The sequence below is a fragment of the Pseudomonas sp. NPDC087690 genome (assembly GCF_044743175.1).
Lineage (GTDB): Bacteria > Pseudomonadota > Gammaproteobacteria > Pseudomonadales > Pseudomonadaceae > Aquipseudomonas.
In genome coordinates, this window is record NZ_JBIUVX010000001.1 from 179,455 (window position 1) to 192,904 (window position 13,450).

The 13,450-nt window shown below is 60.1% G+C and carries 11 protein-coding genes; 7 read left to right on the forward strand and 4 right to left on the reverse strand.

The window, feature by feature from the left end; translation table 11 throughout:
* The first annotated feature begins 30 nt into the window (after positions 1–30).
* The 5 genes from ACIPIZ_RS00765 to ACIPIZ_RS00785 all read left to right on the forward strand — a co-directional run bounded on the left by ACIPIZ_RS00765 (position 31) and on the right by ACIPIZ_RS00785 (position 7,684).
* Positions 31–1,197 carry an MFS transporter gene (locus ACIPIZ_RS00765; RefSeq protein WP_401163322.1) on the forward strand — a complete coding sequence of 389 codons (1,167 nt, stop codon included), beginning with the start codon at positions 31–33 and terminating at the stop codon, positions 1,195–1,197.
* Between the two features lie 58 nt (positions 1,198–1,255).
* The gene (locus tag ACIPIZ_RS00770; RefSeq protein WP_064390001.1) at positions 1,256–1,882 is read left to right on the forward strand and encodes a TetR/AcrR family transcriptional regulator; all 627 of its coding nucleotides are present in this window, start codon (positions 1,256–1,258) and stop codon (positions 1,880–1,882) included.
* Between the two features lie 198 nt (positions 1,883–2,080).
* Positions 2,081–3,352: an OmpP1/FadL family transporter gene (locus ACIPIZ_RS00775; protein ID WP_401163324.1), complete on the forward strand. Its 1,272-nt coding sequence runs from the start codon at positions 2,081–2,083 to the stop codon at positions 3,350–3,352.
* Positions 3,353–3,488: 136 nt separating this feature from the next.
* On the forward strand, positions 3,489–4,598 hold the full coding sequence (locus ACIPIZ_RS00780; protein ID WP_401163326.1) for an efflux RND transporter periplasmic adaptor subunit: 1,110 nt from the start codon (positions 3,489–3,491) through the stop codon (positions 4,596–4,598).
* Positions 4,595–7,684 (forward strand): efflux RND transporter permease subunit, encoded by a 3,090-nt coding sequence (locus ACIPIZ_RS00785; RefSeq protein WP_401163328.1) that lies wholly within the window; start codon positions 4,595–4,597, stop codon positions 7,682–7,684. The genes ACIPIZ_RS00780 and ACIPIZ_RS00785 overlap by 4 nt, the downstream gene beginning before the upstream one ends.
* A 52-nt stretch (positions 7,685–7,736) precedes the next feature.
* Here the strand turns inward: ACIPIZ_RS00785 and ACIPIZ_RS00790 are convergent, their stop codons facing one another.
* Complete coding sequence (locus tag ACIPIZ_RS00790; RefSeq protein ID WP_105706429.1) at positions 7,737–8,651, reverse strand: LysR family transcriptional regulator; 915 nt, start codon at positions 8,649–8,651, stop codon at positions 7,737–7,739.
* Between the two features lie 213 nt (positions 8,652–8,864).
* On the opposite strand from ACIPIZ_RS00790, the gene ACIPIZ_RS00795 reads away from it, so the two are divergent.
* Together ACIPIZ_RS00795 and ACIPIZ_RS00800 are read left to right on the forward strand one after the other, a co-directional pair.
* Entirely contained in the window at positions 8,865–10,196 is a 1,332-nt protein-coding gene (locus ACIPIZ_RS00795; RefSeq protein WP_034154086.1) for a nucleobase:cation symporter-2 family protein, read from the forward strand.
* A gap of 30 nt (positions 10,197–10,226) precedes the next feature.
* Positions 10,227–10,736, forward strand: coding sequence for a nucleoside deaminase (locus ACIPIZ_RS00800; RefSeq protein ID WP_401163330.1), 510 nt, complete (start codon positions 10,227–10,229; stop codon positions 10,734–10,736).
* A 75-nt stretch (positions 10,737–10,811) separates the two neighbouring features.
* Here the strand turns inward: ACIPIZ_RS00800 and ACIPIZ_RS00805 are convergent, their stop codons facing one another.
* From ACIPIZ_RS00805 to ACIPIZ_RS00815, 3 genes are read right to left on the reverse strand one after another with little or no spacing between them, the layout of a single operon-like run.
* Complete coding sequence (locus ACIPIZ_RS00805) at positions 10,812–11,813, reverse strand: NAD(P)H-quinone oxidoreductase (RefSeq protein WP_064390007.1); 1,002 nt, start codon at positions 11,811–11,813, stop codon at positions 10,812–10,814.
* The gene (locus ACIPIZ_RS00810; RefSeq protein ID WP_034154073.1) at positions 11,814–12,146 is read right to left on the reverse strand and encodes a carboxymuconolactone decarboxylase family protein; all 333 of its coding nucleotides are present in this window, start codon (positions 12,144–12,146) and stop codon (positions 11,814–11,816) included.
* An 11-nt stretch (positions 12,147–12,157) separates the two neighbouring features.
* Positions 12,158–13,396: an NAD-dependent succinate-semialdehyde dehydrogenase gene (locus ACIPIZ_RS00815; RefSeq protein ID WP_401163333.1), complete on the reverse strand. Its 1,239-nt coding sequence runs from the start codon at positions 13,394–13,396 to the stop codon at positions 12,158–12,160.
* Positions 13,397–13,450 lie beyond the last annotated feature (54 nt).

Here is a 13,450-nt window from a genome sequence, read left to right on the forward strand (position 1 = left end):
AGCATTGGCAGCATAGATGAGGAGCTTTTCATGCGTATCAATCCACCACTTGTTGCACTCGCCATCGGTGCCTTCGGCATCGGCGTTACAGAATTCGCCCCCATGGGCATGTTGCCGGGTATCGCTGCGGATCTGGGCGTTTCCATTCCCGCTGCCGGTTTGCTGGTCAGTGCTTATGCGCTAGGCGTATTGCTCGGCGCACCACTGATGACCCTGACCACCGGCAAGATTCCACGGCGCTATCTGCTGATCGGGCTCATGGCGATTTTCACCCTGGGTAATCTGATGTCAGCGTTGGCCACCGATTACTACAGCCTGATGGTCGCCAGGGTCGTGACCTCACTGAACCACGGTGCTTTTTTTGGCGTTGGCTCCGTCGTCGCCGCTACCCTGGTCGCCCCGGAAAAACGCGCCGGGGCAGTGGCGGCGATGTTCATGGGCCTGACTCTGGCGACCATCGGCGGTGTGCCGCTGGCTGCCTGGTTTGGCGAACTGTTCGGTTGGCGCACGGCGTTCTGGGGGATTACCGGTCTGGGCGTGCTGACCATGGCCGCGTTGTGGTTCGCCTTGCCCAACGTGCGGGCGCCGCAGAGTGTCGGCGTCATGGCGGAAATTCGCGTATTGGGGCGAGGCCCGGTGCTGGCCGCGCTGGCCCTGACCGTGGTCGGCTCGAGCGCGATGTTCACCGTCTTCACCTACATCGCGCCGATCCTCAGCAGCGAGACCCATGCGTCCACCGCCTTCATCACCGCCATGCTGATGCTTTACGGTGTCGGGTTGACGCTGGGGAACATGTGGGGCGGCAAGGCTGCTGACCGCTCGATAGATCGCACCCTGATCGTCTCGTTGAGCGTACTGATTGTCGTCTTGTTGGCGTTCACCGTACTGATGCGATGGCCGCTGCCGGCCGCCGTGGCCATCTTGATCTGGGGTATTGCCAGCTTCGCCCTGGTGCCGCCGCTGCAGATGCGTGTCATGGAAGCGGCGAAGGACGCGCCCAATCTGGCCTCGGCGGTGAACATCGGCGCCTTCAATTTCGGCAATGCGATTGGCGCGGCGCTGGGCGGTGCGGTGATCAGCAGCGGCTTGGGTTATGCGGCGATCTCCCTGGCCGGCGCGGCAATGGCGGGCCTGGGGCTGCTGATGGTTTTGGGGTTTGCGTGGCGTTCCAGAACGGTTGAAGCTGCAGTCGTGTAACACGTTCAACAATGCTCGGCGAGTTGTCAGTATTCGAGAGGATGAGTAAGCTGCCCCCATGAATCAGCCATCCCTATCTGCCTCCTCGCCGAGCACTCGCGGCCCCGCCGAACACGACATTCGTAACCAGATTGTCGCCGCGGCCAACGAGCATTTCAGCCAATACGGCTACGGTAAAACCACGGTTTCCGACCTGGCCAAGGCCATCGGTTTTTCCAAGGCCTACATCTATAAATTCTTCGATTCCAAGCAGGCGATTGGCGAGGCCATTTGCGCCAACTGTCTTGGGCAAATCGCTGCGGCAGTCGAACAAGCGGTTAATACCGAGGCGATTTCAGCCACCGAGCGTTTGCGCAGGTTGGTGAAAACCGTGATCGCTACGGGCGTGGACCTGTTCTTCAATGATCGCAAGCTCTACGACATCGCCGCGTTTTCCGCTTCGGAGCGCTGGAACAGTGCCCAGGTGTACGAGGCGCAGATCAAGGCCTTTATCTTCGACATCGTGCGCCATGGTCGAGAAGCGGGGGAGTTCGAGCGCAAGACCCCGCTGGACGAGACCGTCGAGGCGATCAATCTGGCGCTGCGACCTTTCGTCAATCCGCTGCTGTTGCAACACAATCTGGATTTGATCGAGCAAGCGCCCACGCTGACCACCAATCTCATCCTGCGCAGCCTCATGCCTTGACCCATCGCTGAGCAAGGTTTTCAGGCGATTCGAGTCAAACGACATCCCCTCATTACGTTTCCTGCCCAACGGCACATCAGTGCCGGGAGGGCATTGAATTTAGTCTTAAGTGACCATTGACTGAATAGGTCACATGGATAATATGGTTTCGCTGTAGTGCTAGATGTTCTATTCCAGTGATCTCCATAGAGTCCAATAATGAAAAAAACAATGCTCAAGAGCCCCGTGGGCCTGGCCTTCGTACTTGCGTCTTCCAATTTGTTTGCCGGTGGCTTTGCACTCAACGAACAAAGCATCAGCGGGATGGGCTCCGGTTTTGCCGGGCGCTCTTCTTCAGCCGAAGACGCCAGTACGATCTACGGCAACCCGGCGGGCATGGCGCGGCTTAAACGAGAGCAGGTCAGCGTGGGCGCGGCGACGCTGTTCGCCAAGTCGGATATCAGCCGGACGCGCAGTACGTTCGGCGGCAATGAAGATGGCGACATGGTGCCGACGACCACCGTGCCCATGGGGTATTACGTCAAACCGATTGATGACCACTGGGCATTCGGCGTCGGATTTTATGTACCGTTCGGGCTGATCACCGACTACGGCAGTGGTTATGCCGGGCGCTATTACGCCAACAAGAGCGAAGTCACCACGCTGACTTTCCAGCCGACCATCAGCTACGCCTTTAACGAAAAAGTCTCGATCGGTTTCGGCCCGACCATTAACCGTATCAGCGGCGAGATATCGGGCATGGTCCCCAATCCACTCAGCCCGGGGCGTAATGACGGCAAGCTGAAAAGCACCGGCGATGACACCGCGCTGGGCTTCAACGCCGGCGTGCTGGTGCAGGCAACAGACCGGACCCGCCTGGGGCTGACCTATCACTCCAAAGTCAGTTACCACCTGGATGCGAAAACCAAGGTCACCGATGGCATCTTCAGCGTGCTGGGCGTCAGCGGCCGCAGCTATGACGCATCGCTGGACGTGGACACGCCGGAGTCGGTGGATTTTTCGGTCACGCATCAATTCAATAACGACTGGACGCTTTATCTGGGCAGTACCTGGACGCGCTGGAGCCGCTTCAAGGAGCTGACGATCGAGAACAGTGGCTTGCCGACGTTGCTGAGTGGCCAGTTGGGGACGATCAGCGAAGAGCAGAACTGGCACGACACCTGGGCTCACGCGATCGGTGCGGCCTATCAATTGAATAACCAATGGGTGCTTCGTGCCGGTTTCTCGGTTGATCAGTCACCGGCCAACAACACCAATCGGGGGCCGCGCATTCCGACGGGCGACCGCAAGGTGCTCAGCGTCGGGGCAGGCTGGACGCCCATGGAAAATGTCACGATCGACCTGGCTTATTCCTACCTTTGGGAGGAGAGCGTCGAGGTTAACGACACCTCGGCATCGAGAGGTGCCTACAGTGCCAGATACAAGAACAGTGCGAGCGGGCTGGGGACTTCGGTGAGCTACCGTTTTTAGTCGGGCCTGTCAGTCGATTTGCAGGCCGATATTGCTGATGGTCAGGATGCAGTTATTTCTCATATAGTGACTATTGACGATAATGGTCACAAGACTGAGAATATGATGATCATCCTATTCCTCAGTAAGGGAATCTATGCGCCGGCTCCGACCTTTCCCCATTGCCGCATGCTTGTTGCCTCTCGCCCTGAGCGCCTGTGGCGAATCTTCCAGCGTTGCAGATCCCCGCACACAGGCGCCACTGGTCAGATCCGCTGCCGTTCAAGCATCAGCCGATGTCGCTCGCTCTTTCACCGGAGTGGTCGCGGCGCGTGTTCAGGGCGACCTGGGGTTTCGCGTTTCGGGCAAGGTGCTCGAACGTTTGGTGGATACAGGGCAGGCCGTCAAGCGCGGGCAGCCGCTGATGCGTCTCGACCCGATCGACCTCGGACTGCAAGCGCGGGCGCAGCAGGCGGAGGTCATAGCGGCTCGCGCCCGCGCCAAACAGACAGCCGACGACGAGGCTCGCTATCGCAAACTGGTCGGCGTTGGCGCCATTTCGGCATCAGCCTACGACCAGTACAGAGCCGCCGCGGAGACGGCAAAGGCGCAGCTCAACGCCGCGCAAGCGCAAGCGGACGTAGCGAGTAATGCTTCAGGTTATGCGTTGCTGGTCGCTGATGCGGATGGCGTGGTGGTGGAAACGCTCGCCGAGCCAGGACAAGTGGTCAGCCCGGGACAACCGGTGGTGCGCCTGGCGCGCGCAGGTCAGCGTGAAGCCATCGTGCATTTGCCCGAAACCCTGCGTCCGGCAGCCGGCTCCACCGCACAAGCGAACCTCTACGGGGTCAATTCAGCGGCGGTGACGGCAAAACTGCGGCTGCTTTCGGACTCCGCAGACCGCACGACGCGCACATTCGAAGCGCGCTATGTGCTCGAGGGACCGCTGGCCAACGCACCAATCGGTGCGACCGTGACCCTCAGCATTGCCGACGGCGCCACTCAGACACAGGCGTTACAAGTCCCCATCGCCTCTGTTTACGACCCGGGCAAAGGACCCGGTGTATGGGTGATCGCCGGAACACCGGCAACAGTGACCTGGAGAGCGGTTCAGGTGCTGGGGTTGAGTGATGATTCGGCACGCATCGCCGGCGATCTCACTGCCGGTGAGCAGGTTGTAGCGTTGGGCGCCCATCTGCTGCGCGATGGCGAAGAAGTACGATTGCCGCAGCAGAGCGAAGCCAGCGTTGCCGGGAGTCGCCCATGAGCCAGGGGCGCTTCAACCTTTCGGCCATCGCCGTGCGCGAGCGGGCGATCACGGTGTTCCTGATTTTTCTGATCGCTGTTGCAGGGACGTTGTCGTTCTTTAAGTTGGGACGTGCGGAAGATCCACCGTTTACGGTCAAGCAGTTGACCGTGATTACCGCGTGGCCGGGCGCGACGGCGCAAGAGATGCAGGATCAGGTCGCCGAACCCCTTGAAAAGCGCCTGCAAGAACTCAAGTGGTACGACCGCTCGGAAACCTATACCCGTCCGGGACTGGCGTTCACGATGGTGTCGTTGCTCGATAGCACGCCACCCGCGCAAGTGCAGGAAGAGTTCTATCAGGCACGCAAGAAACTCGACGATGAAGCCATCAGGCTGCCGTCCGGTGTGATCGGTCCGATGGTCAACGATGAGTTTTCCGACGTGACCTTCGCGCTGTTCGCCTTGAAAGCCAAAGGCGAGCCGCAGCGCTTGCTGGTGCGTGATGCGGAAGCCATGCGCCAGCGTCTGCTGCATGTGCCGGGGGTGAAGAAGGTCAACATCATCGGTGAGCAAGCCGAGCGCATCTACGTTTCGTTTTCCCATGACCGCTTGGCGACCCTCGGCTTGTCGCCGCAGGACATCTTCGCCGCGCTGAACGGTCAGAACGTGCTGACGCCCGCCGGCTCCATCGAAACCCATGGGCCTCAGGTGTTTCTGCGTCTGGACGGTGCTTTCGACAATGTGCAGAAAATTCGCGATACGCCGGTCTCCGTGCAGGGGCGCACGCTCAAGCTCTCTGATGTGGCCACGGTTGAACGCGGTTACGAAGATCCTGCCACCTTTTTTGTGCGTAATAACGGCGAAGACGCGCTGCTGCTGGGTGTGGTGATGCGCGAGGGCTGGAACGGTCTGGATCTGGGCAAGGCGCTGGATGCGGAAACCGCGCGGATCAATGCAGAAATACCATTGGGCATGACCCTCGCCAAAGTCACCGACCAGGCAGTCAATATCGACTCGGCGGTCGGCGAGTTCATGGTCAAGTTTTTTGTCGCGCTGCTGGTGGTCATGCTCGTGTGCTTTCTGAGTATGGGCTGGCGAGTAGGCGTGGTGGTCGCCGCAGCTGTGCCGTTGACCCTGGCGATCGTGTTCGTGGTGATGGCCGCCACCGGCAAGAATTTCGATCGCATCACCCTCGGCTCATTGATCCTCGCGCTCGGGCTGTTGGTCGATGACGCGATCATCGCCATTGAAATGATGGTGGTGAAAATGGAGGAGGGCTACGACCGCATCAAAGCGTCCGCGTATGCCTGGAGCCATACGGCGGCGCCGATGCTGTCCGGTACGCTGGTGACCGCAATCGGGTTCTTGCCGAACGGTTTTGCCCAGTCCACTGCCGGCGAGTACACCAGCAACATGTTCTGGATCGTCGGCATCGCGCTGATCGCTTCCTGGGTTGTCGCGGTGGCGTTCACCCCGTATCTGGGCGTGAAGTTGTTGCCGGACATCAAGAAGGTCGAAGGTGGCCACGCGGCGATCTACAACACGCCGAATTACAACCGCTTCCGCCGGCTGCTGACTGCCGTGATCGCGCGAAAATGGCTAGTGGCAGGTACGGTGGTCACGCTGTTTTTCGTCGCCGTGCCAGGCATGGGCCTGGTGAAGAAACAGTTCTTCCCAACCTCCGACCGCCCCGAGGTGATGATCGAGGTGCAAATGCCCTATGGGACTTCGATCGAGCAGACCAGCGCCGCCGCCGCCAAGGTCGAGGCCTGGTTGCACAAACAGGATGAGGCGAAAATCGTCACGGCCTATATCGGCCAGGGTGCGCCGCGTTTCTTTTTGGCGATGGCGCCGGAATTACCCGACCCCTCGTTTGCGAAAATTGTGGTGCTTACAGACAGTCAGGAAGCACGCGAAGCCCTCAAGTTCCGGCTGCGCGAAGCGGTTGCAGAAGGGCTCGCGCCGGAGGCCCGTGTCAGGGCAACACAAATTGTTTTCGGTCCTTATTCGCCGTTCCCGGTTGCCTACCGGGTGATGGGGCCTGATCCGGCGAAGTTGCGCGACATCGCCGAGCAAGTCCGGGGCGTGCTGCAAGACAGCCCGATGATGAGAACCGTGAACACCGATTGGGGACCGCTGACCCCGACATTGCATTTCAGTCTCGATCAGGACCGTCTGCAAGCCGTGGGGTTGACCTCGAATGCGGTCGCCCAGCAATTGCAGTTTCTGCTGAGCGGAGTGCCGATCACCGCGGTGCGCGAGGATATTCGTTCTGTGCAGGTCGTCGGGCGCGCCGCTGGCAATATCAGGCTCGATCCGGCGCAAATCAAGGGTTTCACCTTGGTCGGCGCGACGGGACAACGCATTCCTTTGTCGCAGATCGGCGAGGTCGATGTACGCATGGAAGATCCGATTCTGCGGCGCCGTGACCGCACGCCGACCATCACCGTGCGTGGCGACATTGCCGAAGGCTTGCAGCCACCGGATGTATCGAGTGCGATCATCAAGCAGTTGCAGCCGATCATCGACACGCTGCCGTCCGGTTACCGCATCGAGCAGGCGGGTGCCATCGAGGAGTCCGGCAAGGCGGGCAAGGCGATCCTGCCGTTGCTGCCGATCATGATCGCCTTGACGTTGCTGATCATCATTGTGCAGGTGCGTTCGATCGCGGCGATGATCATGGTCTTCCTCACCTCTCCATTAGGCTTGATTGGCGTGGTGCCGACGCTGCTGATCTTCAATCAGCCGTTTGGCATCAATGCGCTGGTCGGGTTGATTGCGCTGTCGGGGATCCTGATGCGCAATACGCTGATTCTGATCGGGCAGATCCATCACAACACGCTGGAAGGGCTGGACCCGTTCCACGCCGTGGTCGAAGCCACGGTGCAACGTGCGCGACCGGTCCTGCTGACGGCAATGGCGGCGATCCTGGCCTTTATTCCCCTGACACACTCGGTGTTCTGGGGGACGCTGGCTTATACCCTGATCGGCGGCACGTTCGTCGGTACTATCATGACGCTGGTGTTCCTGCCGGCGATGTACTCCATCTGGTTCAAGATTCGCCCTGCTAACAAGGCTCAGACTGAAACAGTCAGATTGGCGTAGCTAAAAAAGCCCTTGATCGAGGCCCGCTTTCGCGGGCCTCTTCGTTCCCACGTCAAAGCGTGGTGATCTGCCCATTGCGATCCAGTTCATACACCTTATTGCCCTGCAATTTCTCCTTCAGCCACCGCTCCGCTTTACCCAGCGGCCGTTGCCGCGCCCAGAGCAAATCCACACCAATCTGCCAGTCGGTATGCGGATACGCCGAGAGCTGCAGTTCCACCAGTTCCCCCTTGGCCAGTTCACGCTGAACAAGCTGCCGGGGCAGGGTGGCCCAACCGAGCCCGGCGCGGACCATTTCCAATAACGCCAGATAGCTTTCCGCCTGCCACAACTGGGTCGAGCGCAGGTATTCGCTGCTCGGCAGTTTGCTCGCGTGGGCGCTGAAGGCCAGGCGCCGGTGGACGTGCAGGTCGTCGAAGCTGACGTTATCGAGTTGCGCCAATGGATGCTCGGGGTGGCAGACGTGCAGCATGATCAGTTTGCCCAGTTGCTGGAACGCCAGTTCCTTGGGGTAGCCGGGCTGCGAGAACGCCACGCCGAGTACCGCTTCGCCGCTGCTGACCAGTTCGCTGACGTCGCCGTACACCGGATGGCGGATGATCAGGTCGACGAAGGGGAACGCGGCTTCGAAGGCTTTGAGCACCGGCATGATCGGGCCGTATGGCGTTTCAATCGCCAGTGTCAGGCTGGTTTCGACGTTGTCCGAAAGGCAATCGGCGTGGGCTTCGAAGGTCATGCAGCGTTCGAGTACGGCTTCGGCCTGCACCAACAATTTGTGGCCGCTGGCGGTGAGAGCAGGGCTACGGTTGCTGCGATCGAACAGGTCGACGCCAAGGTCGGTTTCGAGGTTGGCAATCGCCGCGCTGATGGTCGATTGGGTCTTGCCCAGTTTGCGCCCGGCGGCGGAGAACGATCCGCTTTTGACCACTTGGACGAACATCAACAGTTGATCGAGTGAGAAGCGCAAGCGGTGGACTCCCGGGTCGAAGATGGGGGTTGAAAGCAGGTAACGAATGCCAGATTCGTGCCATCGAAAAAAACGATGGTTGCTAATTTGTTTCATCGTAATAAACGTTCAAATATGCCCTCGCGTCAAACGATCTCCGGGGCGGATCTATCCTTCAAACGCCCCTGAGCGCCCGCGATCTCAACAGATGCCGCACCTTCAGGAGCGTGTGAAATGACCACACAACGCATTCATCCGGTGGACGAAGTTTTGCCACTGCGACAGTTGTTCACGTTTGGCTTGCAGCATGTGCTGGTGATGTACGCGGGAGCAGTGGCGGTGCCGCTGATTCTCGGCAGTGCGATGGGGCTTACCTCGGCGCAGGTGGTATTGCTGATCAATGCCAACCTGTTGACCTCGGGTGTGGCGACGTTGATTCAGACCCTCGGCTTCTGGAAATTCGGCGCGCGGCTGCCGCTGATTCAGGGCTGCTCGTTCATTGCCCTGGCGCCGATGATCATGATCGGCAAGGAATTCGGCCTCAGTCAGATATTCGGTGCAGTGATCGCCGCTGGCTTTATCACCATTGCCCTGGCGCCGGTGTTCAGCCGTTTGCTGCGCTTTTTTCCGCCGGTGGTGATTGGCAGTCTGATCACCATTATCGGCATCTCGCTGATGCCGGCGGCGGCGATCTGGCTGGGCGGCGGCAATCCCGACTCGGCGGATTTCGGCAATCCGGCGAACTTGTTGCTGGGGCTGGCCACGGTCAGCGTGACGCTGGTGATCTATGCCAAATGCAAGGGCTTCCTCGGCAACCTCAGCGTGCTCATTGGCCTGTTCGTCGGCAGCCTGATCGCAGCGGCTTGTGGCATGACTCACTTCAACCGGGTCAGCGAAGCGGCGTGGTTTGAACTGAGTGCGCCGATGGCCTTCGGCGCCCCGGAATTCGCGCCGGTGCCGATTCTGATCATGACCCTGGCGATGCTGGTGATCATGGCCGAGACCACCGGCAACTGCCTGGCGATTGGCAAATTGACCGGCAAACCGACCACGCAACAGACCCTCGGCAACGCATTTCGCGCCGACGGCTTGTCGACCATGCTCGGTGGCTTGTTCAACAGTTTTCCTTACAACGCCTTCACCCAGAACACTGGTTTGATTGCGCTTTCCAACGTCAAAAGCCGCTTCGTCGTGGCCGCTGCCGGGGCAATCATGGTGTTGATGGGTTTGTTCCCGAAACTCGGCGCGCTGATCGCCGCGGTGCCGACGCCGGTGCTCGGTGGCTGCGCGATCGTGATGTTCGGCATGACCACGGTGGCGGGGATTCAGGAACTGTCGCGGGTGCAATTCGAGGGCACGCGCAACGGCATTATCGTCGCCGTATCGGTGAGCGTCGGCGTCCTGCCGATGTCCTTTCCGGCGCTGTTCGAACACGTCGGGCCGACCCTGAAACTGGTGCTCGACAGCGGGATATTCCTCGGAGCGATCACCGCCATCGTCCTCAACATCCTGCTCAACAACGATAAAAAATCGACCGAAACCATCGGCGCTGAACTGGCCGACTGACTTTTGTTTTCCACTGCCCAGGAGTTACCCATGAATCAATTCACTCAGCTCATCCCGGCCGGCGTCAGCGAGCTTGATCTGACGTTGCTGCGCCAGACCATCGCCTTGTCCGAGGCATCGAAGCAACGCGGTCGCCATCCGTTCGCGGCATTGGTGGCCGATCGCAACGGCAAGGTGATTGTCGAAGCGGGGAACAACTCGATGCCGCCGCAAGGTGATCCGACTCAGCACGCGGAGTTGGTGGCGGCCGCCGCTGCGGCAAAACTGCTGTCGCCGCAAGAGCTGGAACTGTGCACGCTGTACACCAGCGCCGAACCTTGCTGCATGTGCGCCGGCGCAGTTTATTGGACCGGGATCGGGCGGGTGGTTTATGCCTTGTCGGAGCATGCGTTGCTGGGGTTGACGGGCGACCACCCGGAGAACCCGACGTTCTCGCTGCCGTGCCGCGAGGTGTTCGCCAAGGGGCAGCGCAAGGTCAGTGTGGTGGGGCCGATGCTGGAGGGGGAGGCGGCTGAACCGCATAAAGGCTTCTGGTCTTAAAGAAGCATCACTTTCTCAACGGAAAAAAGGTGCCCGTCACAGGCACCTTTCAGTTTTATCTAGAGATGAGCAGCACTAAACCAGGTCATCAGGCTGCATCGTCAAAATGATTTTCCCGACGTTTTCGGAAGACTCCATCCGGCGATGCGCATCGGCAGCCCGCGCTAGCGCAAACGTGCTATCGACAACCGGCTCAAGACTGCCGGCACCCTCGAAGCGATCCAGCCAGTGCTCGCGAAAGCGTTTGATCATGGCGTGCTTCTCCGGTTGCGTGCGCGACTTCATCACCGTGCCGATGATTTGCAAGTGGCGGTAAAGAATGTCCTCCAGTGCCACGGTGACGTTGCCGCCACCGCCGAGAATTCCCACCTGAACCAAGCGGCCGCCGCGTGCAAGGGACGCGATGTTGCGGGCGAAGTAGGGCTCACCGATAAAGTCGATGATTACATCGACGCCGCGCCCCTGGGTTTTGTCGGCGATCACTTCAGCGAAGTCCTGCGTCTTGTAATCGATCGCCACGTCAGCGCCCAAATGCTCGACACGCGCCAGCTTGCTACCTTCGGTTGTCGCATACACCGTGGCGCCGGTGGCGTAAGCCAACTGCACCGCAGCAGACCCGACGCCGCCGGCGGCCGCGTGAATCAGCACCGAATCGCCAGCCTTGAGCCGAGCCAGATGCATCATCGCTTCATGGGCTGTGACGAAGACCTCGGGTATGGCTGCCGCGTGTACATAGTCAAGCTGCGCGGGGATGTGCATGGCCATGCGGTAGTCGATGCGGGCCAGCTCGGCGTAGGCACCGCCGCCGACCACGCCCATGACTCGATCTCCGACCTCGAACCCGGTCACCGCGCTACCTTTGCCGATCACTTCGCCGGCGATTTCCAGGCCGATGATCAGCGAGTCACCGAAATTCGGATGGCCGTACCCGCCGGTCCGGTGAGTCAGATCCGCACGGTTCACCCCGGCGGCATAGACACGTACCAGCAGGTCGTCAGGACGGACTTCAGGATCGGCGACCTCGACGAGTTCGAGGACGTCTGGCGCACCAAATTCTCTGATGTTGATGGCTTTCATTCAGTTGTTCTCCGTTTCGCTGAACGTGGCGTTGGCGATAGCAGACGCAGTGATGGCGCCAGGGAAGCCCACATAGAAAGCCAGGTGCGTGATCGCTGCCGCCAGTTCGTCTTGGGTTACACCGTTGCCAGCCGCGCGGCGTAAGTGAGCAGGCAACTCTTCCGAGTGACCAGCGGCAATCAATGCCGCCACGGTGATCAGGCTACGGTCGCGTGGGGACAGCGCCGGGTCACTCCAGATCTGCGGATAAAGCGTCGAGTCGACGAATTGCGACAGCTTTGGCGTGAACGCGCGCGCGGCTTCGCGAGGACTGCTGAAATTGAGCTTGGACATGGGCGAGTTCCTTAAACCTGGCTGATGAATTTGTGGGTGAGATAGTGCTCGATGCCTTCAATGCCACCTTCGGAGCCGTGACCGCTTTCTTTCATGCCGCCGAACGGGAGCTCGGTCGCGACGATGCGATATTGGTTGATCCCGATCATCCCGGCCTCCAATCCGTCGGCGACGTCAATGGCCGTGCGCGCGCTGGAGGTGAACGCGTAGGCCGAAAGTCCGTAGGGCAAGCGGTTGGCTTCTTGCAGCCCATCGGCCAGCTCATCGAACGGCATCAGTACGGCGATGGGGCCGAAGGGTTCTTCGTGCATGACGCGGGCGTTCATCGGCACATCTGCCAGAACGGTGGGCTGGAAGAAGTAGCCCTCGCCTGACAAGGCTTCGCCACCGACCAATACCCGTGCACCTTTCTCGACGGCATCGGCGACCAGTTCTTCCATTTTTGCCAATTGCCTTGGGTTGGCCAAAGGTCCGACCTGAGTATCCGGATGCAGGCCGTCACCGATTCTCAGGGCTTGGGTCGCAGCGACAAAGTGATCGACAAAGGCTTGATAGGCGCCACGCTGGATCAGAAACCGAGTGGATGAAATGCACACCTGCCCGGTGCCGCGAAAGCGGTTGGCGACGCCTTCGACGGCGGCTTTTTCAATGTCGGCATCCTCGAACACCAGCACCGGTCCGTGTCCACCGAGTTCAAGGGTGATGGGCTTCACGCCTTCGGCAGCGCGTGCAGACAGCAGGCGACCGATGGGCACTGAGCCGGTGAAGGTCACTTTGCGAATGATCGGCGAGGCGATCAGATGGCTGGACACTTGATCCGGTACGCCGAAGACCACTTGCAACACACCCTCTGGCCGGTTAGCCGGGACCACACGGCCATCGATACGCCGGGCGCTTTCGGCGAACCATTCGAAATACTCCGCCGCACGGGTCACTTCATCCAGGCTTTCATTCAGCGGCTTGCCTTCCTCCAGGGTCATCTGCGCGGCAATCTGCGGTGCACGTTCGAGGATTAGGTCGGCGGCACGCTTGAGGATCTTGGCGCGTTGGTCAGGCACGGTCTGGCGCCACTGCTCGAAGCTCAGGCGAGTCACTTCCAAGGCGTGATCAAGATCGCCTGCGGTGGCGAGCGGGACGCGGCCGATTTCCCGGCCGGTCGCAGGGTTGACGACAGCAGCGGTATTGCGCCCTTCGGCACTGATCCATTCACCACCGATGAAAAGATAAAGCGGGTCGTAGGAAGTCTTCATGATGCGCCCTTCAGTTGGTTGTCAGAGATTCGTAAGAAACTCGGCGCCGGTTCA

Coding starts and splice junctions, on each gene's coding strand:
- ACIPIZ_RS00765 (WP_401163322.1), top strand. CDS start 31: ATGCGTATCAATCCACCACTTGTTGCACTCGCCATCGGTGCCTTCGGC.
- ACIPIZ_RS00770 (WP_064390001.1), top strand. CDS start 1,256: ATGAATCAGCCATCCCTATCTGCCTCCTCGCCGAGCACTCGCGGCCCC.
- ACIPIZ_RS00775 (WP_401163324.1), top strand. CDS start 2,081: ATGAAAAAAACAATGCTCAAGAGCCCCGTGGGCCTGGCCTTCGTACTT.
- ACIPIZ_RS00780 (WP_401163326.1), top strand. CDS start 3,489: ATGCGCCGGCTCCGACCTTTCCCCATTGCCGCATGCTTGTTGCCTCTC.
- ACIPIZ_RS00785 (WP_401163328.1), top strand. CDS start 4,595: ATGAGCCAGGGGCGCTTCAACCTTTCGGCCATCGCCGTGCGCGAGCGG.
- ACIPIZ_RS00795 (WP_034154086.1), top strand. CDS start 8,865: ATGACCACACAACGCATTCATCCGGTGGACGAAGTTTTGCCACTGCGA.
- ACIPIZ_RS00800 (WP_401163330.1), top strand. CDS start 10,227: ATGAATCAATTCACTCAGCTCATCCCGGCCGGCGTCAGCGAGCTTGAT.
- ACIPIZ_RS00805 (WP_064390007.1), bottom strand. CDS start 11,813: ATGAAAGCCATCAACATCAGAGAATTTGGTGCGCCAGACGTCCTCGAA.
- ACIPIZ_RS00810 (WP_034154073.1), bottom strand. CDS start 12,146: ATGTCCAAGCTCAATTTCAGCAGTCCTCGCGAAGCCGCGCGCGCGTTC.
- ACIPIZ_RS00815 (WP_401163333.1), bottom strand. CDS start 13,396: ATGAAGACTTCCTACGACCCGCTTTATCTTTTCATCGGTGGTGAATGG.